The organism is Mycobacterium avium subsp. avium (assembly GCF_009741445.1).
Taxonomy (GTDB): domain Bacteria; phylum Actinomycetota; class Actinomycetes; order Mycobacteriales; family Mycobacteriaceae; genus Mycobacterium; species Mycobacterium avium.
Window position 1 is genome coordinate 1289831 of sequence record NZ_CP046507.1, and the last position, 19576, is coordinate 1309406.

Consider the following 19576-nt stretch of genomic DNA (forward strand, 5'->3'; position numbering starts at 1 on the left):
AGAGCCGATTACGGGGCCGATTACCACCAACCGGTGCTCTCGGCGATCTGCCGGCCCAATTCGGGCGCCATGGTCCGCACATAGGTGGGCGACATGTGATGGGCCCCATGGTAGATCAGCACGTTTCCCTCCACCGGCCGGCACATGTCGGCCCGGCAGATCGCATCCGACATGTCGAGCACCTTGAGTTGCGGGAATTGCCCGACGAAGTCGAGGGTCTGGTTGCGCTCGGAGAGCACGTCGGATCGCTTGATGGCGCACGATTGGGCGGTGCTGCCGCGTTTGGCCAGGCAGTCCGCCGGGTCGAAGGGCTGGCCGTTTTTCACCAGCCACGGGGTGTCGCGCATCCCGAGGATGGGAATGTTGTTGTCGGACAACGTTTGCCAGATCCCGATGTAGGTCGCCGGCATCACGTCACCGGTCTTGATGTTCCACGGCCGGGTGGTGGTGGTGAAGACGTAGTCGGGCCGATCGGTGACCAGTTTGGTCATGGTGCGCTGCACCCACTCGCGGCACTGCGGGTAGGGGGCGTTGTTGCCCATGATCAGCGGGACCTGTTCGGTCGACAGCGGGCAGCCCATCTTCAGGTAGGTCACCACCTTGAAGTGGTGCAGCTTGCCGAGCATGTCCAGGGCCGGCAGCCAGTGCTCGGCGTGCGATCCGCCCGCCAGCGCGATGGTCCGGTCGGCGGTCACGTCGCCGTAGGTGCAGTTGACCACGGCCGGGTTGACGAAGTCGCTGATGCAGCCGTCTCGGGTGGAGGCGGGCAGGTCCTGCTTGACCTCCAGGACGGTGGGCCGCATCGGCAGCGTGGGCACCCGCACGTGTTCGGTGAGGGCCCGGGCGCCGGGATAGTCCTGCGGGTTGAGGACGCTGAGTTCCTTGCCGGCCGAGCGCAGCACGGTGACGTGCTGGCGCCAGGTGAACGAGGTCGCCGTCAGCGTCACACCCAGCAGCACGATCGCCGACCCCAGCGCCATCGTCGGCCGCGGCACCCGCGCCAGCCACGGCACCGTCGGCGCGGCGGGCCGGGGCGCCGGCCGCGCGGAGCCCCGGTGCCGCAGCGGGTCCTCGACCAGGCGGTTGGTCAGGTACGCCAGCACGCCGGACACCAGCAGCAATACCGTGCCCTCGACGAAGTTTGCGTGCTTGTGGCCGCTGTAGGACAGCCAGAAGATCAGCAGCGGCCAGTGCCACAGGTACAGCGAGTAGGCGATGGCGCCCAGCTCGACCAGCGGGCGGGTGGCCAGCAGCCGGTTCGGCAGCGGCAGGCGGCCGTCGGCGCCCAGGTTGGCGCCGACCAGGATCATCAGCATGGCGGCGCCGACCGGCACCAGCGCCCAGGGCCCCGGGAATTCCTGCACCCCGTCGATCAGCGCCCCGCAGGACAGCACCGCGCCCAGCGCCACCGTCGCCAACAGCGTGCGCAACCACATCGGCCAGCGGATCCGCGGCACCAGCGCCCCGACCAGGGCGCCGAGCAGCAATTCCCAGCCCCGCGCGAAGCTGTCGTAGTAGGCGGCCGCCTGGTTCTGCTGATGCGCGACGATCGCGTAGCCGAACGAGGCCACCGTCAGCGCGGCCAGCACCACCAGGACCAGGGTGCGCAGCCGGGCGCCCAGGGGGCGGCCGAACAGGTAGGCCAGGCCGGCGATCAGCACCAGGAAGCTGACGTAGAACTGGCCCTGCACCGACATCGACCAGATGTGCTGCAGCGGGCTGACGGCCTCACCGGCCCGCAGGTAGTCCGACGCGGTGTTGGCCAGCTCCCAGTTCTGGTAGTAGCCGAGACTGGCCAGGCTCTGGTCGGCGAAGGTCTCCCAGCGCGTCTCGGGCTGCACCAGGATGGTCAGCACCGCGCAGCCGGCCAGCACCACCACCAGAGCCGGAACCAAACGACGGACCAGCCGGATCACCTCGGCCACCGGCGAGAGCGCCACCGCGGGGTTCAGCGCGGCGCGAATGACCTTGCCGCCGAAGAAGAATCCGGACAGCGCCAGGAACACGTCGACGCCGCCCGAAACCCGGCCGAACCAGATGTGGAACACCGCGACCAGGGCGATGGCGATGCCGCGCAAGCCGTCGAGGTCGTAGCGGTAGAACCCGCGAGACCCCGGCGTGCGCGCTCCCGAGGTGCCCGGATCGGCGGCGGCGACCGGTGCTGGGGACGGGGACGGGGTCTGCATGATCGACCGCTAATTTACCGAAAACCCGCCACCGACTCCTGACCGCGCGCGGCGGGGGAGCAGGTGGCGGGTGTCGGACGGGCGCGCAGGGTCCGGGACTACCGGGTGAGCCCGGCGCCCGCCGGCTGCAGCGGCGACTGCTGGACCGGCAGCTGCTGCAGCGGTGACTGCTGGGTCGGCAGCTGTTGCAGCGGTGACTGCTGGGTCGGCGCCAGCTGCAGGGGTGCCTGCTGGGGCGCTTGCTGGGTGGGCAGCTGCTGCCCCGGAACCTGTTGCGTCGGAACCTGTTGCAGCGGGGCCTGCTGGGTGGGCGCCTGCTGGCCCGGGGTCTGTTGCAAGGGCGCCTGCTGGCCCGGGGTCTGTTGCAAGGGCGCCTGCTGCGCCGGGGTCTGCTGCAGCGGCGCCTGCTGCGGAACCTGCTGGGTGGGCGCCGTGGTTCCCAGCACCCGGACCATGTAGGGCGCCATGCCGGCGGTACGCACCGGCGACACCTGCACCACGTCGCCGACCTCGAGCATCTGGTTGTTGCCCAGGTACATCGCGACGCTCTGGGTGCCCTCGGGGCCGTAGAAGATCAGGTCACCCTTGCGGGCCTGCTGCGGCAGGATCTTCTGGCCGACGCGGTACATCGCGCCGGACGAGCGCGGCAGCTTGATGCCGGCGCCGGCGTACGCGTACTGCATCAGCCCGGACGCGTCGAAACCGACGGTGTTGGCGCCGGTCCCGGTGCCGCGGGTGGGGCCGTTGATGCCGCCGCCGGCCCAGGAGAACGGCACACCGCGCTGCGACAGACCGCGCGCGATCACCACGTCGGTGGCCTGCTGATAGTCCATCGCCCTGACGCCCGGGTCGGCGGTCGCGACGGCGGGAACCACCATCGGCGCCGCCGGCGCCCCGAGCAGGGCCAAACCGATCGCGAAGGCGTAGATGCGTTTCATTTTTCCTGGCCTTTCCTGGCCTCTCCGGCACTCGTCGGGCCTCGGCGCGGTGACCTCGCGCGTCCGCCCCGGTTCATGGACCGGGCGAGGATCCCCACGCTGGGATCGCACGCCGTCCATGCCACTTGCGACGTGAACCAGCCGGCCGAACCGCTGTATTCACACCAGTCACAAGAGCCACTTTGACAACAGAAGGTGTTAGCCGCCAGGGTCGCGGGGGATTTTTTGTCGTACCGTGACCCGACGGTGACTGCCGCGGCGAATCCCGTATGCGCAGTTGTGATTTCGGTCTCAGTCGGCTAGCGAACGGCGGCGCCGCCGGGCGGCCCGATCACAGCCAGTAGCGTTCACTGAACATCGTCAGCATCGATCCGGCCACCGAGCTGGCCATCACCAGCGCCAGCGACAGCACCGGCCAGAAGGACATGTACCAGCCCTTCAGGAGGGACACCACCGGGCCCACCACGGCGGCGGTCAGGGCCGCACCGATGCCGCCCCACACCACCGGATGGATGTACAGATCCAGCCCGTAGGGAACGGGCCCGCAGGTCTCGTCCTCGCAGACATTGGCCAGAAACCCGAACAGCCGCTCCGGCCAGGACGTCGCCGTGGCCAGCAGCGCGAGCAGGACCAGCAGGGCGACGGTGCAGACGACGTCCCACGCCGCCAGCCGCAGGCGCAGCACTCGGGGCGCTTCCTCGTCGTATTCGGCCACCGGGCCGCGGGCGTCGCCGGACCAGCCCGGGCCGGCGGGCCCTGCGTCGGGGCCCGACCCGTCGGGCGGCTGCGGGGTGGCCATGCTGTCCCATGCTTCCCGACGGCCCGGTTTTGCGCGAATCGGCTGCTCTACCCTCGATCACTATGCCCGCGGCGAAGGCCGGGCTGACGCCCGAGCAGATCAGCGCGATCGACGCCGCGCACCTGTGGCACCCCTACAGCACCATCGGCGCCGAATCCGTCGCCCCGGTGGTGGCGGTCGGCGCCCGCGGCGCCTGGCTGACCCTGATCCGCGACGGCGCCGAGGTCCGGGCGCTCGACGCCATGAGCTCCTGGTGGACCGCGATCCACGGCCACGGCCACCCGGTGCTGGACGCGGCGCTGTCCGACCAGCTCGCCGCCATGAACCACGTCATGTTCGGCGGGCTCACCCACGAACCCGCGGCGCGGCTGGCCCAGCTGCTGGTGAGCATCACCCCGGCCGGGCTGGACACCGTGTTCTTCAGCGACTCGGGGTCGGTGTCGGTCGAGGTGGCGGTGAAGATGGCGCTGCAGTACTGGCGCAGCCGCCACCGGCCGGCCAAGCACCGGCTGATGACCTGGCGGGGCGGCTACCACGGCGACACCTTCACCCCGATGAGTGTCTGCGACCCCGAGGGCGGCATGCATTCGCTGTGGACCGACATCCTGGCCCGGCAGGTGTTCGCCCCGCAGGTGCCCCGTGACTACGACCGGGCCTACAGCGCGGCGTTCGAGGCGCAGCTGGCCCGGCACGCCGACGAGCTGGCCGCGGTGATCGTCGAGCCCGTCGTGCAGGGTGCCGGCGGCATGCGGTTCCACGACCCGCGGTATCTGGGCGACCTGCGCGAGGCCTGCACCCGGCACGACGTGCTGTTGATCTTCGACGAGATCGCCACCGGGTTCGGCCGCACCGGCGAGCTCTTCGCCGCCGACCACGCCCGGGTCAGCCCCGACATCATGTGCGTCGGCAAGGCGCTGACCGGCGGATACCTCAGCCTGGCCGCCACCCTGTGCAGCACCGAGATCGCGCAGGCCATCAGCGCCGGCGAGGCCGGGGCGCTGATGCACGGGCCCACCTTCATGGCCAACGCGCTGGCCTGCGCCGTGTCGGTGGCCAGCGTCGAGGTGCTGCTCGGGCAGGACTGGCGGTCGCGGGTCGCCGAGATCTCCGCCGGCCTGGCGGCCGGGCTGGAACCTGCCCGGGAGCTACCCGGCGTGACCGACGTCCGGGTGCGCGGCGCCATCGGCGTCATCGAATGCGACCGGCCTGTCGACCTGGCCGTCGCCACCCCGGCGGCGCTGGACCACGGCGTCTGGCTGCGCCCGTTCCGCAACCTGATCTACGCCATGCCGCCCTACATCTGCCCGCCCGACGAGATCGCCCGGATCGCCTCGGCGATGGTGCAGGTCGCCGCGCGCCTCGGCTCTCGTAGGCTCTAGGTCGATGAAAGCACCCATCGAGGTTTCCCCGCTGGCCTGGCTGGACGCGGTCGAACAGCAGCGCCGCGCGGCCGGGCTGCGCCGCTCGCTGCGGCCGCGGCCGCCCGTGGCCACCGAGCTGGACCTGGCCTCCAACGACTACCTCGGGCTGTCCCAGCACCCCGACGTGATCGACGGCGGGGTCGCCGCGCTGCGCATGTGGGGCGCCGGGGCGACCGGGTCGCGGCTGGTCACCGGCGATACCGAGCTGCACCAGCAGTTCGAGTCCGAGCTCGCCGGCTACGTCGGCGCCGCCAGCGGGCTGCTGTTCTCGTCGGGCTACGCGGCCAACCTGGGCGCCGTCGTGGGCCTGTCGGGCCGCGGGGCGCTGGTGGTCTCCGATGCGTACTCGCACGCCTCGCTGGTGGATGCCTGCCGGCTGTCGCGGGCGCGGGTGGTGGTGACGCCGCATCGCGACGTCGACGCGGTGCGGGCGGCGTTGGCGGCTCGCGACGAGGAACGCGCCGTCGTCATCACCGAGTCGGTGTTCTCCACCGACGGCGCCCTGGCGCCGCTGCGCGAGCTGCACGAGGTGTGCCGCCGGCACCGGGCCCTGCTGATCGTCGACGAGGCGCACGGCCTGGGGGTGCGCGGCGGCGGGCGCGGGCTGGTGTTCGAGGCCGGCCTGGCCGGCGCGCCCGACGTGGTCATGACCACCACGCTGTCCAAGGCGCTGGGCAGCCAGGGCGGCGCGGTGTTGGGGCCGGCGGCGGTGCGGGCCCATCTGATCGACGCGGCGCGCACGTTCATCTTCGACACCGGCCTGGCCCCGGCGGCGGTGGGCGCCGCGCGCGCCGCGCTGGGCGTGCTGCGCGCCGAACCCTGGCGGGCCGGCGCGGTGCTGCGCCACGCCGGCGTGCTGGCCGAGGTCTGCCGGGTTCGCGAGGCGCCGCAGTCGGCGGTGGTGTCGGTGATCCTGGGCGACCCGGACGTGGCGGTGGCCGCCGCGACCGCCTGCCTGGACGCTGGTGTGCGGGTGGGCTGCTTTCGTCCCCCGACGGTGCCCGCCGGGACGTCGCGGCTGCGGCTGACCGCCCGCGCGTCGCTGGACGACGCCGAACTGGAGGTCGCGCGCCGGGTGCTCACCGATGTGCTCGCCGGGCTCGGCTGAGGCCGTGACGGTTCTGGTCGTCACCGGCACCGACACCGGGGTCGGAAAGACGGTCGCCACGGCGGCGCTGGCGTGTCATGCCCGCCGCGCCGGCATCGACGTGGCGGTGTGCAAACCGGTGCAGACCGGCACCGACGACGGCGACGACGACCTCGCCGAGGTGGCCCGGCTGTCCGGGGTGACCGAGCTGGCCGGGCTGGCCCGCTACCCGCGGCCGCTGGCGCCGGTGGCCGCCGCCGCCGCGGCGGGGATGGCCTTGCCCAGCCGCGAGCAGCTGCTGGGGTTCATCGGCGAGCTGGACCGGCCGGGGCGGCTGACGCTGGTCGAGGGCGCCGGGGGACTGCTGGTCGAGCTCGGCGAAAACGGTGTCACCGCACGCGATCTCGCCGTCGCGCTGGGCGCGGCGGTGCTGGTGGTGGTCCGGCCGGCGCTGGGCACCCTCAACCACACCGCGCTGACCCTGGAAGCGCTTGCCGCGCAGGGCCTTTCGTGTGCCGGGCTGGTGATCGGCGCCTGGCCCGAACATCCCGGCCCGGTCGAGACGTCGAATCGGCCCGCGCTCGAAGCGCTTGCCCCGGTGCGCGCCGTGCTGCCCGCGGGGGCGGCGGCGCTGGCCGCCGCCGAGTTCGAGGCCGTGAGCGCCGGCGCATTCGACCGCGACTGGGTCACCGCGCTGGCCGTCTGATGGTCCACTCGATCGAGCTGGTCTTCGACCCGGACACCGAGGCGGCCATCCGGCAGACCTGGAAAGCGTTGGCGGCGGCCGGAATTCCCAGCCAGGCGCCGGCGAGCCGGCCGCACGTGACGCTGGCGGTCGCCGAGGCGATCGCCGCCGACGTGGACGCTCTGCTGGCCCCGCTGCGTGCCCGGCTACCGCTGCCGTGCCTGATCGGCGCGCCGGTGCTGTTCGGCCGGGGCAGCGTGGTCTTCGCCCGACTGGTGGTGCCCACCGGCGAACTGCTGGACCTGCACGCCCAGGTGCACCGGCTGTGTGCCCCGCACCTGCGGCCCGCACCGATGCCCAACAGCCTGCCCGGCCAGTGGACCGGGCACGTCACCATGGCCCGCCGGGTCGGCGGCGCCCAACTCGGCCGGGCGCTGCGCATCGCCGGCCGGCCCACCCAGATCGAGTGCAGCTTCGTGGGTTTGCGCCGCTGGGACGGCAACAAGAAGGTCGAGCACCCGATCGGTTAGGCGGGGATTCAGCGGCGCAGGAAGTCGAGCAGATCGGCGTTGACCCGTTCCTTGTCGCCCGGGACGACAGCGATGGCTTACGACACCGGCTCCCGGGACGGCATCGGCTCGGCGGTCACGGCCCGGTGCACCAGGGCGCGCCGCTCGTCGATGGTGCGACCCAGGTCCTGCAGCAGCAACGGCTTGCCGGTCACCAACTCGACGAGGTGTTCGCGGTCGATCTCCAGCGCGGTCACCTCCGCGACGGCCTGCGCGTCGGCCAGGTTGGGCTGGCGGGTCAGCGCGGTCACTCCCAGAAACGAGCCCTCGTCCAGGCCGCCGACCGCGACCACCGATCCGTCCGGGGCGGCGGCGGTCAACCGCACCCCGCCCGCGAGCAGGAACGTCATCTTCTCCGGGACGCGGCCGGCGTGCTCGACGATCTCGTCGGCCCCGTACCGGACGATTCGCGCGTGCGACACCAACGCCTGCTGATCCGGCGGGCCCAGCCGCAGCGCCGGGGCGACCACCATGCGCAGCGCCCGCTCGATGCGCTCGGGGGTGGAGATGTCGTCCTCGGCGCCGTCGAGGCGCAGACCCTCGCGGCGCGCGCCGTACCAGAGCCAGCGCAGCAGCGTCGCCTGCGCGGCGGAATCGTCGGCGGGCGAGGTCAATCCGATCGTGACGTGATACTCGGCCCCTCCGGCGGGCACCGCCGCCGCGACCGCGTCGGGCCGGCGTTGCGGCAGCGCGTCGGCGACGCGGCGCAGCAGCGCGCACACCCGGTCGGGCGGATCCGTCTCGGAAAACGTTGCGGTGAGCGTCAATTGGTGCCCACCGGGCGGGCGGCTGAGGTTGGTGAACGAGGTGGTGGCCAGCACCGAGTTGGGCGTGATCTGCAGCCCGTGCCCGGTCTGGATGTGCACCGACCGCCAGTTGGCCTCCACGATGCGGCCGCGCGCCGCCGGGGTGTCCAGCCAGTCGCCGATACGGAACGGCTGCTCGAACAACATGAACAGCCCGGACACGATCTGGCCGACGGAGTTCTGCAGCATCAGGCCGATCACCACCGATGTCACGCCCAGCGCGGTGAAGAGGCCACCCACCCGAACGCCCCACACGTAGGAGAAGATGACCGCCAGCCCGACACCGATCAGCACGAAGCGGGTCACGTCCAGGAAGATGCCCGGAACCCGCTGACGCCAGGAGCCTTCCGGTGCGCCCTCGAAGATGGTGGCGTTGAGCCCGGACAGCAGCAGCACCACCACCACGAAGCCGAACGCCGTTGCCAGCACCCGCACCGAGGTGAACTGGGCGGGCATCCTGGCCACATTCACCAGCAGCACCAGCAGCGCGCCCAGCGGGATCAGGTAGCTGCGCAGCAGGAAGACGGGCCGGGCCAGCGGGCTGTGCTTGCGGACCAGGCTCTGGTGCCATTCGGTGAGGACGATCAGCAGCAGCGGCAGGCCGAAGACCACCGCGGCCGCCCAGTACAGCGACGACGAGTCAAAGGTGCTCACGGCCCGGTCCTTTCCGACAACTGCCAGATCTGCTGCTCGACCCCGCCGACGGTGACCGTGCCGGCCGGCGTGAAGTGGCGGATGTCGCGCATCACCTCATACACCTTCGAGGTGACGTAGATCCCGGTTTGCGTTGTGCTGCTTCGTGTTTGGTGCGCAAGGTTGACCGCCGCGCCCCACATGTCGTAGACCAGGCTGGAGCGCCCGACCAGCCCGCTGACCACGTTGCCGGTGTTGATCCCGGCCCGCAGTCCCAGGTGGTAGCCGGTCCTGCCGTTGAACCGGGCGATGATGCCCTGCACCTCGACCGCGAACTCGACGGTGCGCTGCACGCTGTCCAGGCGGGGAACGTTCAGGCCGCAGCTGGCCAGGTATCCGTTGTGTAGCGTGCGAATCGGTTCCACGCCAAGGGTTTCCGCCGCGGAGTCGATCTCGCGGACCAGCTCGTCGACGACGCCCACCAGCTCGCGGCCGGAGAGCTTGGCGGAGATCTCGTCCAGCCCGACGATGTCGGCGAAGATCACGGTGACGTCCTGGTGTTCCTGGGCGATGGTCTGTTCGCCCTCGCGGTAGCGGCGCGCGACCGGCTCGGGCATCAACGAGGCCAGCAGCCGGTCGTTCTCCTTGCATTGCTCGCCCAGCAGCTCCTGTTTGATCTGCAGGTTGCGGCTCATGTCGTTGAAAGCGGCGGTGAGCTCACCGATCTCGTCGCGCGAGGTGACCGGGATGGTGACGTCGTAGTTGCCCGCGCTGATCTCCCGGGCGCCGGCCTGCAACCTGCGGATGGGCCGCACGAACATCTGGGCGACCAGCAGGGCGGCCACGCAGATGACGAAAACCATTGCGGTAGTGGTCAATACCAGGGTCTGGGTCAGGGACACCACACGGGCGTTGGCCTCGGCGGTTTCCCGGGTAGCCAGGATCGACCAGTGCAGGTCGGAATTCGGCAGGGACAGCGGGGCATACGCCGCCAGTTCGCGCCGGCCCAGGTAGCCGGTGTCGGTGACGGTTCCGGTCTCGCCGCGTTGCGCGGCGCGCACGGCCGCGGTGGCGACGGGCTGGACCAGGGTGGTGCCGCCCCAGCGGATCGCGGTGTCGACGGTGTTGCGCGGCGTGCCGGCGGCGACCGCGTCGCGCGCGTAGCGCTCGGGGTCTTCGAGGATCAACCGTGAATCCGACCGCATCAGGTTGTCCGGTCCGGCCAGGTAGGTTTCGGCGGTGCGGCCCATGCCGGCGGCTCTCCACTGCTTGTCGGCGGTCATGATTCGGTTCACCTTCGCGATCGGCAGCGGTAGCGCCAGCACGCCCGCCGCCCTGCCCGGCGCGCCGATCGGCGCGACCAACCACGCGGTGGGCTGGCCGAGCTGCGGCTGGTAGGGCTGAAAGTCGGTGATCCACACGAAGTTCACCGAGTTGGCGGCCATCGCCTTCTCGTAGGCGCCGCGCAGGTTGGACTGCCGGTAGGGGCCGGTGAGGATGTTGGTCCCCAGCGAGGCGCTCTTGCGCACGCTGTAGACGACGTTGCCGCGGGTGTCCAGGAGCAACGCGTCGCGGTACTCGAAGCGGGTCGCGATCTCGCGGAAGTAATCGTTGAAGCGGGCGTTGGCGGCCGACCAGGCGCTGCCGTCGCCGGCGTCGTCGGGCGCGGACCCCGTTCCCTCGAAGGGTCCGCCCGCCGCCACGGTGTAGTGCGCCTGCAGGTACCGCTGCGCATTGTCGGCGGGCAGCACCGCGTCCAAGGCCAACTTCTTGCCGGTATCACGCTCGAACGGTTTGATCAGCCGCTCGGTGTAGAAGTCCACCAGCGCCCGTTGCTGCGCGGGATCCACGGGCGCGTTGGCCAACTGGTCGAAGCCGGCGGTGAACGCCTGCACCGCCTCCAGCGCGGTGGATCCGCGGCTGTAGACCACCAGCGAGTCCGACAGGTCCGAGAACAGCGTCTCGATGGCCCGCTTCTGTGCCTCGCGAAGCTGCACCATCCGCTCGGACGCGGCCGGCTGCAGCGCATTGCGCGCCGCGACGTACTCGACCGTCCCGATCACCCCGAGCGACGCCAGGCTGGACACCAACAGCATCACCATCACCTTGGACTGGATGCTGATCCACGACAGCCCCGGCCGTCGGCGTCCGGCCTGCCGAGCCGGCTGCTGCGGGTCCGGTGCGGGCTGCTCCCTCGAGCGCCGCGCCATCAATCGCTGGGGGCCGGGTCGGGTGGGGGATAGCGGCGCACGCCGCAACGCCTACCCCCCGAAGAGCAGATACAAACCGGTGAACGTGTAGCCGACCATCACCAGCATCATCGCCAGCTGCCCGGTGAGCTGGTGACCGGCCGGCAGCAGCCGCAGCGCTTTGTCGTGCGCGGCGATCACCGCGACGATGTGGCCGGTGACCACGCAGGTCACCTTGATCGCGGCCAGCACCGGCGGATGCATGGACAGCACGTAGGCGACCTGCAGATGCGCCAGGCCGAGCGGGTTCCAGCCCCGGCCGAACGGGTCCGCCAGCGCGAACACCGCCTGCTGTCCCCGCTCCACCAGATAGGACAGGTAGTGCGCGAAGATGTAGCCCACCACGATCGGGATCAGCGAATGCGCCATCTGGCCGGGCAACGCCCGGCGCTGCTGCGCGTCGACCCCGCCGGTGGCCCGTGCCGCCAGTGAAAAGGTCAGGGCCACAACGCAAATGAACACGATCAGGCCGAGGGTGCGCAGCACCGACGACGCCAGCGCGGGCGGGGCCGCGAATTCGCGGGTCAGCCGATCGGAGAAGCCCCGCCAGGTCGGCGACGACGAGAAGCTGTCGAACGCGGTGGAGCCGAGCAGCACCGCCAGCAGCACCACGACGCCGGGCCGCACCGGCAGCGACGGCAGGTGGTCGAGCGGGTTGCCGACGACGATCCGGCCGGTCCGCGGATTGCGGCGAAACGGCGACAGCCGGGAGACGGCCATGCTGTACACCCCGAACGGGTCGGCCCGGGCCAGCCAGCGCTGCCCGCACAGCCACGCCCCGGCGGCCATCAGCACGGCGTAGACCAGCAGCCAGCCCGTCACCCAGGACGGGGCCGCCGGGTTCGGGCTGGCCAGCTCCATCCACACGAACGCGAACAGGCCCAGCGCGGCGGGCCGGTACCCCCAGCGCTTTGGGTAGGACAGCCGCGGCCGGGCGAGCCGCTCCGGGACGACCCGGCGCGCCAGCAGATACAGCGTGCGGATCGGCGAGATCACCCGCCACACCGGCCCGATCGCCAGCGACACCGCCACCAGCCCCACCCACAGCAGCACGTAGAAGGCACCGAGCAGCGCGTTGGCGTCGGACTCGGGCCCCCAGACACCGGCGGCCACCGCCCACGCCGCCACGGCCAGGGCCAGCCCGGCCGCGGTGTATCGGGTGGCCCGGGCGTCGACGAACGCGGTCAGCGCCGCCGGCAGTGCCCGGCCCGGCTTGAGCGGATCGAACCGCGGCCGCCGCCAGGCGAAGGCCACCAGGGCGAAGGTGAAGGTCAGCGCCCACGCCGCGCCGACCATCGCATAGGCGTAGGGCACCGGCAGGTCGCCGGACCCGCCCAGCCCGTGCGCGAGCACCACCGCCGCGGGGGCGGGGCTCACGGCTGTATTTGGATGGTCGCGATCGTGCGGTCCAGGTGGTGCAGCTCCACGGCGACGTTGCCGGGCACGTCGACGGCGAACTGGAAGGTCTGGTGGGGCGCCGCGGCGACGGCGAACTTGTGATCCGGCGTCGAATGCACGTGCAGTTCGTCGGTGGCGTCGCTGGTGACGTGCAGGGTGATCTGCTGGTGCACCTTGGCCTGCAGGGTGGCGTTGGTCGGCGTCACCTGTCCCTGGGCGATGGTCACGTCGATGACCAGCGGCGCGGCCGCGGTCTTATCGGGGGAGCCGCCGCAGCCGACCAGGCCGCACGTCAGCGCCGCCACCCACGCCGCGATGAGGGTGCCTCGAAGCGTCATCGGTTACGCCGCCCGGGGGATCGGCTGCTTGTCCTCGACGGGTTCCGGCTCGCCGACGGCGTTGTTGAGCCGGCCGGCGCCCCAGGTGAGGCTGGTGATCACCATCAGGGTCAAACACAGCACCACGATCGAGCCGGCGGTGAACAACCACACCGGCGCGTTCTGGTCGCGTTCCCGCTGCAGGATGGTGATCTCCTGGACGAACGGGCGGTTCATCGCCGACAGCGCCGGAACCTCGGCCGCCGGAATCGCGTCGTCGGCCGGCTCGTAGATCGGCACCGCGGTCATGGTGTAACCGTCCTGCACTCGCAGCAGCGTCTTCCAGGTGCCCCACACCGGCAGCGGCTGCGTCGACCGGTAGTGGCCGGGGCCGACCCTGGCCAGGTGGTCGATCTGCAGGCCGCGGTGGTTCTGCATCCGGCCCTGCCAGGACAGCACCGTCACCCACTCCGGATCCGGGCTGACCATGTCGGCCGGCATCAGCTGGATGTCGGCGGAGACCATCCGCTGCCCGGGTGGGCTGGGCAGGTCGGTCAGCAGGATGGTGGCGTTGTTCTGCCGCGGCACCACGATGTGCAGGCCGTTGGCCACCGCGCCGCCGATCACCAACACCGTGGCCACCACCACCGAGATGCCGATGGCCCGGCCCGGCAGCCGCTGCCCGGTCAGCACCATGCCGAACATGGCGCCGCACATGCCCATCAGCACGGCGACCGGCACCGCCATGGCCAGCGCCTCGGCCCACATGCTGACCGGCCACGGGTAGTGGTACACCGCCGAGATCCACAGCGACTCCAGCCACAGCCCGAGGGTGCCCACCCCCAGGCCGGACACCGCGCCGAAGACGATGGGGCGCTTGAAGATTGGCGTCAATGCGACCAACTCGACGGCCAGCGCGGGCCCGAGATACAACGGGAACCAGTTGAGCGGGGCGCCCAGCACCGGCCCGACCAGCACCGCGACGGCGCCGCGCAGCGCGATGGCGAAGACGGCCGCGATCAGCGCCGCGCCGCGGCCCATCGTGATGCGGGCGGCGACCGCGGCCAGCGCCGCCGCGCCGGCGATCATCATCGGCTGCAGCACCAGCCGGAATTGCTCGACGCCGAAGTCGTATTCGATCTGAAAGACCGACAGGCCGATGAACATGCCGCCGAAGGACAGGTAGCGCAAGAACCTGATGAAGACGCTGTGGTAGACGTCCTCACCCTCGGCGGCCTCGCCTTCGCGCTCCAGCATCAACACCGCGAACAGCGAAAAGCCGGCGCCGCCGATCATCATCAAATGCGTTGGGCCCCACAGTGTTACGTCTTGCCCGAAGATGCGGTGCCAGATGTCGTCGAGGGGGAAGCCGATCATCGCGTACAGCCCGCAGCCGGCCATCAGCACACCCCCGACCGGTGCGTACCAGTTGCGGGTGATGCGCACCGCCGCCGGGCCGGGCTTGTCGAACGGCAGCACCACCGACACCATGCCGCCCAAAAACACTCCGAACAGGCCGATGATGATGAAGTAGTGCGCCGGGTTGGCCAGCGGGCCGGGGTCGCGGCCGTTGCCGATGTGCCAGCTGACGTCCCAGATGAAGCCGAACAGCGCGCAGATGATCGACGTGGTGAAGATCAGCACCGGCAGGGCGACCCAGTTGGGCCGGTGGAACTTCTCGCCCATCTTGTCGGCGATGCGGGTCAGCCATTGGATGCGGTGGGTGCGGTGCGCGTGGCCGACCCACAGCATCAGCAGCGTGATCACCACCGCGGCGAGCGAGAGCCCGATCACCTGGTTCAACCCCGCACCGCGCGCCGGTGCCTCAGCAACAATCGTCAATTCGTCCGACCGCATCGTCGTGCCTCCCAACCGCGCCGGGCCACCCCGGAGGATCCGATTAAGTCAACCGCTCATTACTGCCAAGTAGGTTCGTGATTGATTGTTTAATGCCCAGATCCACGGCGCGTCAATCACGGTTTTCGTCCGGTGTGTCGGGGCCGGCCGGCTCCGCTCCTGCCGACGTGCTGGTCCGGTCGGCCCGCCGGTCGCGCAGCGCCACGTACAGCACCACGGCCACCACGATCACCGCAGGCAGGAACGCCGGCACCGCCAGCAGCAGATAGTGGTGCGCCAGGAAATGGGCGTGCGCGGTCACCATGGTCGTATACCCAGGGGTGGTTGGAGTTGCTCGGCCGTTACCCTACTTTGAACACCTTTTCGTTCAGGCTGCCATCGATGGCAGACGTGCCCGCACGCGCGGGCACCCGCAAGAGGCAGGGGAGTACCTGGTGACGCAAGCGGCGACGCGACCGACGGCCGAGACCGGCAACGACGAGGACATCCTGGCGGTGGCGCGGCGCCAGGTACTGGAGGGCGGCCAGGGATTGAGCCGCGACCAGGTGCTGCAGGTGCTGCGGCTGCCCGACGACCGGCTCGACGACCTGCTGGCGCTGGCCCACGAGGTGCGGATGCGCTGGTGCGGCCCGGAGGTCGAGGTCGAGGGCATCATCAGCCTCAAGACCGGCGGCTGCCCCGAGGACTGCCACTTCTGCTCGCAGTCGGGGCTGTTCGCGTCCCCGGTGCGCAGCGCCCGGCTCGACATCCCCAGCCTGGTCGAGGCGGCCAAGCAGACCGCCAAGTCCGGCGCCACCGAGTTCTGCATCGTGGCCGCCGTGCGCGGCCCCGACGAGCGGTTGCTGGCCCAGGTCGCGGCCGGCATCGAGGCCATCCGCAACGAGGTCGAGATCAACATCGCCTGCTCGCTGGGCATGCTGACCGCCGAGCAGGTGGAGCAGCTCGCCGAGATGGGCGTGCACCGCTATAACCACAACCTGGAGACGGCCCGGTCGTTCTTCCCCAACGTGGTGACCACCCACACCTGGGAAGAGCGCTGGGACACGTTGTCGATGGTGCGCGACGCCGGCATGGAGGTCTGCTGCGGCGGCATCCTCGGCATGGGCGAAACCCTCGAGCAGCGTGCGGAATTCGCCGCCGAACTGGCCGAGCTCGGTCCCGACGAGGTGCCGCTGAACTTCCTCAACCCGCGCCCGGGCACCCCGTTCGGCGACCTGGAGGTGATGCCGGCGACCGAGGCGCTGAAGTCGGTGGCCGCCTTCCGGCTGGCGTTGCCGCGCACCATGCTGCGGTTCGCCGGCGGCCGCGAGATCACCCTCGGCGACCTGGGCGCCAAGAAGGGCATCCTCGGCGGCATCAACGCCGTGATCGTCGGCAACTACCTGACCACGCTGGGGCGTCCGGCCGAATCCGACCTGGAATTGCTGGACGATCTGCAAATGCCCCTCAAGGGGCTCAATGCCAGCCTCTGAGCCGGCCCGCACGCCGGTTTGTCGCCCGCGCGGCTAGGGTTGGAAACTTGTGGTTGGTGATCTGGGCGCCCTGGGCGAAGTCGTCGGCGCCGGCGTCTACAACGTCTACACCGGGGAACTAGGGGGCACCGCGGTGCCGACGGCGGCCCAGTTGGGTCTGGAGCCTCCCCGGTTCTGCGCGGCGTGCGGGCGCCGGATGGTGGTCCAGGTTCGCCCCGACGGCTGGCGGGCGCGCTGCTCGAGGCACGGTCAGGTCGACTCCGCCGAGCTGGAGACGCGGCGGTGAGCGGGCAACCCGATGCCGCGCCGACCGGCGACGTCGCCGCCGTCGGGCTGCCCGGCCGGGCCGAGCTGCGCGCGCTGCTGGTCGTGGTGGCCCGGTCGGCGGTCGTCGGCGCGTCGCTCGGAGCGCTGTGGGCGTGGATCGCCCCGCCGATCCGCGCGGTGGTGGCGCTGACCCGCTCCGGCGAGCGGGTGCACGACTACCTGGGCAACGAGTCCGAGCACTTCTTCGTCGCACCCACCCTGCTGCTGGGCCTGCTGACCGTGTTGGCGGTGGTGGCCTCGGTGGCGGCCTGGCAGTCGCGCCGGCACCGGGGGCCCGCCATGGTGGTGGCCCTGTCGGTCGCGATGGTGACGGCCGCCCTCGTCGCCGCCGCGGTGGGGGCCGGGCTGGTGCGGCTGCGCTACGGCGCCCTGGACTTCGACGCGGTGCCGCTGGGCAAGAGCCCGTCGGTCGCCTACGTGATCCAGGCGCCGCCGGTGTTCTTCTCGGACGGTCCGCTGCAGATCGCGGTCAGCCTGATGTGGCCGGCCGGGATCGCCGCCCTGGTGTACGCCGTGCGGGCGGCCGCCGACGCCCGCGACGACCTGGGTGCGCTGCCGCCGACCGCGCCGACCGATGCGCGCGCCGCGGAAGCGGCCGTCACAGCGGGCGGCGGTGAATCTTTCGGCCGGTGACCACCTTAGTGGCGATCTTGAGCAGCCGGGCCATGCCCACGTAGGTCATCGGGTTGAACATCGTCGGCCAGGTGGTCCGGATCAGGTGCTCGGTCACCGGGCGGCCCTCGAAGCGATCGGTCAGCCAGCGCAGCGTCATCGGCGCCGACAGCGGGTGCAGCATCATGTGCTCGTTGAAGGCGTCACGGTGGTAGGTGACCTGCGCGCCGCCGGCGGAATAGGCGTCGGCCAGCACGTCGATGTCGTGCACGTCGATCAGGTAGTCGTGCACGGCCTGCACGATCAGCACCGGCGGCGTCGGGACGGCGGCGCCCAGCCTGATGTGGTCGAAGACGTAGGTGACCTCCGGCGTGGACAGGATCTGCTCCAGCGGCGCGTCGAGGTAGTCACCCATGTTCTTGCCGGCCATCCGGATGACGGCCTCCACGGTCGTCATCTTCTCCAGCGAGTCCAGCAGGGCGCGCCCCTCCTCGTTGGCGTGCTCCTTGATCACCCGGTCCAGGTCGGGATAGATGTGCGCCAGCGCGGCCACCACCAGCGCCGGCAGCCCGGACAGGAAGCTGCCGTTGAGCCGGCGGAAGGTGTTGCCCAGGTCGCCGACGGGCGAGCCCAGCACCGCGCCCACCACGTTGACTTCGGGCGCGTACTCGGCGCACGTCTCGGCGGCCCAGGCGCTGGCCAGCCCGCCGCCGGAATAGCCCCACAGCCCGATCGGGGCGGACGGAGACAGCCCGAGACGTTCGGAGCCCAGGGCGGCCCGGATGCCGTCCAGGACCCGGTAACCCGGTTCGTACGGCGCGCCCCACAGGCCGCGCAGGCCCTCGTGGTCGGGCACCGAGACCGCCCAGCCCTCGGCGACCGCGGCGGTGATCAGGAAGAGTTCGAACTGGCCGATCGACCCGAGGGCCTTGGCCCGACGCCGCAGCGCGTAGGACGGGAAGCAGCGCGACGACACGGCGTCGATCGCGCACTGGTAGGACAGCAGGGGGCAGGGCCGGCCCGGCACGGCGTCGGCCGGGACGATCACCGTCGTGACGGTCGCCTCCGGCTCGCCGTTCATGTCCATGGTCCGGTAGAGCAGCTGGACGGCCTTGATCGGCTGGGAAATCAGGCCGAGGAACGCCAGCTCGACGTCGCGCGAACGCAGCACCGTGCCGGGTTCGGCATGCTGGAAGCCCAGGGGCGGCTGGTAGAACGGGTCGTCGGAGGGCAGCAGCGGACGCACTTTGCGCTGCAGTTCCTCGTGCGGCGGCCGGGCGATCCATTCCGCGCCGTGCGTGCCTGCCAGGTTGCCGAGCTCCGCCATTGAGGCTCCCTTCGTGGCCACCCGGCATTGTCGCGTACGAACAGCGGGTGGCCAAAACGTAATCGCCGCATTGTGAGCGACTTCTCGACACTACGGCCGTGGTCGCCTGCGCCACCGGTGTGGTCGAGCACCGCGTCGCCTGACGACGCTGTTGTGCCAGCCTAGCCTGGCAGGCCGGGCGGCCTGAGTGCGGCGAATTCGTCGGTGACCCGCAGCGCCGCGTCGGTGAACCGGTACAGGGCGGCCGGACGCCCGCCGCTGCGCCCGGACTGGGCGATGGTGCCGGTCGCGGTGATGACCCCGCGCCGGGCCAGCACCCGCTGCAGGTTCGTCGCGTCGACCTGATAGCCCAGCGCGGCGCCGTAGATGTCGCGCAGCGTGGACAGGGCGAATTCCCTTGGCGCCAAAGCGAATCCGATGTTCGTGTAGGAGAGCTTGGCGATCAGCCGGGCCCGTGCGTTGTCCACCATCTGACCGTGGTCGAAGGCCATCGGCGGCAGGCAGTTCACCGGGTGCCAGCGGGTGTCCGGCGGCAGCTCCGGACTGGCGGGGGAGGGCACCAGGCCCAGGAACGTGGACGCGATCATCCGGGTGCCCGGCACCCGGTGCGGGTCGGAGAACACCGCGAGCTGTTCCAGGTGCGCCAGTTCCTTGAGGTCGACCTTCTCGGCCAGCTGGCGCCGCACCGAGGTGGTCATGTCCTCGTCGTTGCGCAGCCGCCCGCCCGGCAGCGACCACGCCCCGCGCTGCGGGTCCTTGGCCCGCTGCCATAACAGCACGTTCAGCTGCGGTTTCGCCCGATGGCGCCCCTTCGTAACCGGTTCGCTTGCTTCGCGAACCTGGAACACGACCGCGAGCACTTCGTGCGCGGTGCTACCATGGGCCATGTTTTC

The 19576-nt window shown here is 71.0% G+C and carries 17 protein-coding genes and 1 pseudogene; 7 read left to right on the forward strand and 11 right to left on the reverse strand.

The features are described from left to right. Positions 1-20: 20 nt before the first annotated feature. The 3 genes and pseudogenes from MAA44156_RS06175 to MAA44156_RS06185 all read right to left on the reverse strand — a co-directional run bounded on the left by MAA44156_RS06175 (position 21) and on the right by MAA44156_RS06185 (position 3923). Positions 21-2186, reverse strand: a complete 2166-nt coding sequence (locus tag MAA44156_RS06175) for an acetyltransferase SucT (protein WP_065371077.1) — start codon at positions 2184-2186, stop codon at positions 21-23. A 263-nt stretch (positions 2187-2449) separates the two neighbouring features. Beyond that, positions 2450-3124 (reverse strand): annotated as a pseudogene (ripD, locus tag MAA44156_RS06180) (NlpC/P60 family peptidoglycan-binding protein RipD); the annotation flags it as partial. Positions 3125-3455: 331 nt separating this feature from the next. Beyond that, entirely contained in the window at positions 3456-3923 is a 468-nt protein-coding gene (locus MAA44156_RS06185; RefSeq protein ID WP_009977418.1) for a hypothetical protein, read from the reverse strand. Positions 3924-3985: 62 nt separating this feature from the next. Here MAA44156_RS06185 and MAA44156_RS06190 point away from each other — a divergent pair, with 62 nt between their 5' ends. Genes MAA44156_RS06190 through MAA44156_RS06205 form a run of 4 tightly spaced genes read left to right on the forward strand, consistent with a single transcriptional unit; the run spans position 3986 to position 7646 of the window. Continuing rightward, positions 3986-5302 carry an adenosylmethionine--8-amino-7-oxononanoate transaminase gene (locus MAA44156_RS06190; RefSeq protein ID WP_009977417.1) on the forward strand — a complete coding sequence of 439 codons (1317 nt, stop codon included), beginning with the start codon at positions 3986-3988 and terminating at the stop codon, positions 5300-5302. 4 nt (positions 5303-5306) lie between these two features. Next, complete coding sequence (locus tag MAA44156_RS06195) at positions 5307-6452, forward strand: 8-amino-7-oxononanoate synthase (RefSeq protein WP_065371078.1); 1146 nt, start codon at positions 5307-5309, stop codon at positions 6450-6452. A 4-nt stretch (positions 6453-6456) separates the two neighbouring features. After that, on the forward strand, positions 6457-7137 hold the full coding sequence (gene bioD, locus MAA44156_RS06200; protein WP_009977412.1) for a dethiobiotin synthase: 681 nt from the start codon (positions 6457-6459) through the stop codon (positions 7135-7137). Continuing rightward, a complete protein-coding gene (locus MAA44156_RS06205) occupies positions 7137-7646 on the forward strand; it encodes a 2'-5' RNA ligase family protein (protein WP_009977411.1) in 510 nt (169 codons plus the stop codon). The genes bioD and MAA44156_RS06205 overlap by 1 nt, the downstream gene beginning before the upstream one ends. 77 nt (positions 7647-7723) lie before the next feature. Here the strand turns inward: MAA44156_RS06205 and MAA44156_RS06210 are convergent, their stop codons facing one another. The 6 genes from MAA44156_RS06210 to MAA44156_RS06235 all read right to left on the reverse strand — a co-directional run bounded on the left by MAA44156_RS06210 (position 7724) and on the right by MAA44156_RS06235 (position 15249). Then, positions 7724-9145, reverse strand: a complete 1422-nt coding sequence (locus tag MAA44156_RS06210) for a mechanosensitive ion channel domain-containing protein (RefSeq protein WP_009977410.1) — start codon at positions 9143-9145, stop codon at positions 7724-7726. Then, entirely contained in the window at positions 9142-11334 is a 2193-nt protein-coding gene (locus MAA44156_RS06215; protein ID WP_009977409.1) for an adenylate/guanylate cyclase domain-containing protein, read from the reverse strand. The genes MAA44156_RS06210 and MAA44156_RS06215 overlap by 4 nt, the downstream gene beginning before the upstream one ends. Positions 11335-11385: 51 nt before the next feature. After that, a complete protein-coding gene (locus MAA44156_RS06220) occupies positions 11386-12750 on the reverse strand; it encodes a hypothetical protein (protein WP_009977407.1) in 1365 nt (454 codons plus the stop codon). Then, entirely contained in the window at positions 12747-13109 is a 363-nt protein-coding gene (locus MAA44156_RS06225) for a hypothetical protein (RefSeq protein ID WP_003876192.1), read from the reverse strand. Before MAA44156_RS06225 ends, MAA44156_RS06220 begins: the two co-directional genes overlap by 4 nt. A gap of 3 nt (positions 13110-13112) precedes the next feature. Beyond that, positions 13113-14945 (reverse strand): hypothetical protein, encoded by a 1833-nt coding sequence (locus MAA44156_RS06230; RefSeq protein WP_029248511.1) that lies wholly within the window; start codon positions 14943-14945, stop codon positions 13113-13115. Positions 14946-15057: 112 nt separating this feature from the next. Beyond that, positions 15058-15249, reverse strand: coding sequence for a hypothetical protein (locus MAA44156_RS06235; RefSeq protein WP_009977403.1), 192 nt, complete (start codon positions 15247-15249; stop codon positions 15058-15060). A 130-nt stretch (positions 15250-15379) separates the two neighbouring features. Here MAA44156_RS06235 and bioB point away from each other — a divergent pair, with 130 nt between their 5' ends. Genes bioB through MAA44156_RS06250 form a run of 3 tightly spaced genes read left to right on the forward strand, consistent with a single transcriptional unit; the run spans position 15380 to position 17377 of the window. Further along, a complete protein-coding gene (bioB, locus tag MAA44156_RS06240) occupies positions 15380-16417 on the forward strand; it encodes a biotin synthase BioB (protein ID WP_009977401.1) in 1038 nt (345 codons plus the stop codon). A 49-nt stretch (positions 16418-16466) separates the two neighbouring features. Next, on the forward strand, positions 16467-16703 hold the full coding sequence (bsaP, locus tag MAA44156_RS06245; RefSeq protein ID WP_009977400.1) for a biotin synthase auxiliary protein BsaP: 237 nt from the start codon (positions 16467-16469) through the stop codon (positions 16701-16703). Then, a complete protein-coding gene (locus tag MAA44156_RS06250) occupies positions 16700-17377 on the forward strand; it encodes a DUF2567 domain-containing protein (RefSeq protein WP_009977398.1) in 678 nt (225 codons plus the stop codon). Before bsaP ends, MAA44156_RS06250 begins: the two co-directional genes overlap by 4 nt. Here the strand turns inward: MAA44156_RS06250 and MAA44156_RS06255 are convergent. Both MAA44156_RS06255 and MAA44156_RS06260 read right to left on the reverse strand, forming a co-directional pair. Next, the gene (locus MAA44156_RS06255) at positions 17343-18683 is read right to left on the reverse strand and encodes a lipase family protein (RefSeq protein ID WP_009977397.1); all 1341 of its coding nucleotides are present in this window, start codon (positions 18681-18683) and stop codon (positions 17343-17345) included. The two genes, MAA44156_RS06250 and MAA44156_RS06255, sit on opposite strands and share 35 nt — an antisense overlap. Before the next feature lie 161 nt (positions 18684-18844). Further along, positions 18845-19570, reverse strand: coding sequence for an NUDIX hydrolase (locus MAA44156_RS06260; protein WP_009977395.1), 726 nt, complete (start codon positions 19568-19570; stop codon positions 18845-18847). Between the last annotated feature and the right edge of the window lie 6 nt (positions 19571-19576).

What these genes read in the sequence shown, in the direction of transcription:
- MAA44156_RS06175 (WP_065371077.1), bottom strand. Translation starts at nt 2,186, where the DNA reads ATGCAGACCCCGTCCCCGTCCCCAGCACCGGTCGCCGCCGCCGATCCG.
- MAA44156_RS06185 (WP_009977418.1), bottom strand. Translation starts at nt 3,923, where the DNA reads ATGGCCACCCCGCAGCCGCCCGACGGGTCGGGCCCCGACGCAGGGCCC.
- MAA44156_RS06190 (WP_009977417.1), top strand. Translation starts at nt 3,986, where the DNA reads ATGCCCGCGGCGAAGGCCGGGCTGACGCCCGAGCAGATCAGCGCGATC.
- MAA44156_RS06195 (WP_065371078.1), top strand. Translation starts at nt 5,307, where the DNA reads ATGAAAGCACCCATCGAGGTTTCCCCGCTGGCCTGGCTGGACGCGGTC.
- MAA44156_RS06205 (WP_009977411.1), top strand. Translation starts at nt 7,137, where the DNA reads ATGGTCCACTCGATCGAGCTGGTCTTCGACCCGGACACCGAGGCGGCC.
- MAA44156_RS06215 (WP_009977409.1), bottom strand. Translation starts at nt 11,334, where the DNA reads ATGGCGCGGCGCTCGAGGGAGCAGCCCGCACCGGACCCGCAGCAGCCG.
- MAA44156_RS06225 (WP_003876192.1), bottom strand. Translation starts at nt 13,109, where the DNA reads ATGACGCTTCGAGGCACCCTCATCGCGGCGTGGGTGGCGGCGCTGACG.
- MAA44156_RS06230 (WP_029248511.1), bottom strand. Translation starts at nt 14,945, where the DNA reads ATGCGGTCGGACGAATTGACGATTGTTGCTGAGGCACCGGCGCGCGGT.
- MAA44156_RS06235 (WP_009977403.1), bottom strand. Translation starts at nt 15,249, where the DNA reads ATGGTGACCGCGCACGCCCATTTCCTGGCGCACCACTATCTGCTGCTG.
- MAA44156_RS06255 (WP_009977397.1), bottom strand. Translation starts at nt 18,683, where the DNA reads ATGGCGGAGCTCGGCAACCTGGCAGGCACGCACGGCGCGGAATGGATC.
- MAA44156_RS06260 (WP_009977395.1), bottom strand. Translation starts at nt 19,570, where the DNA reads ATGGCCCATGGTAGCACCGCGCACGAAGTGCTCGCGGTCGTGTTCCAG.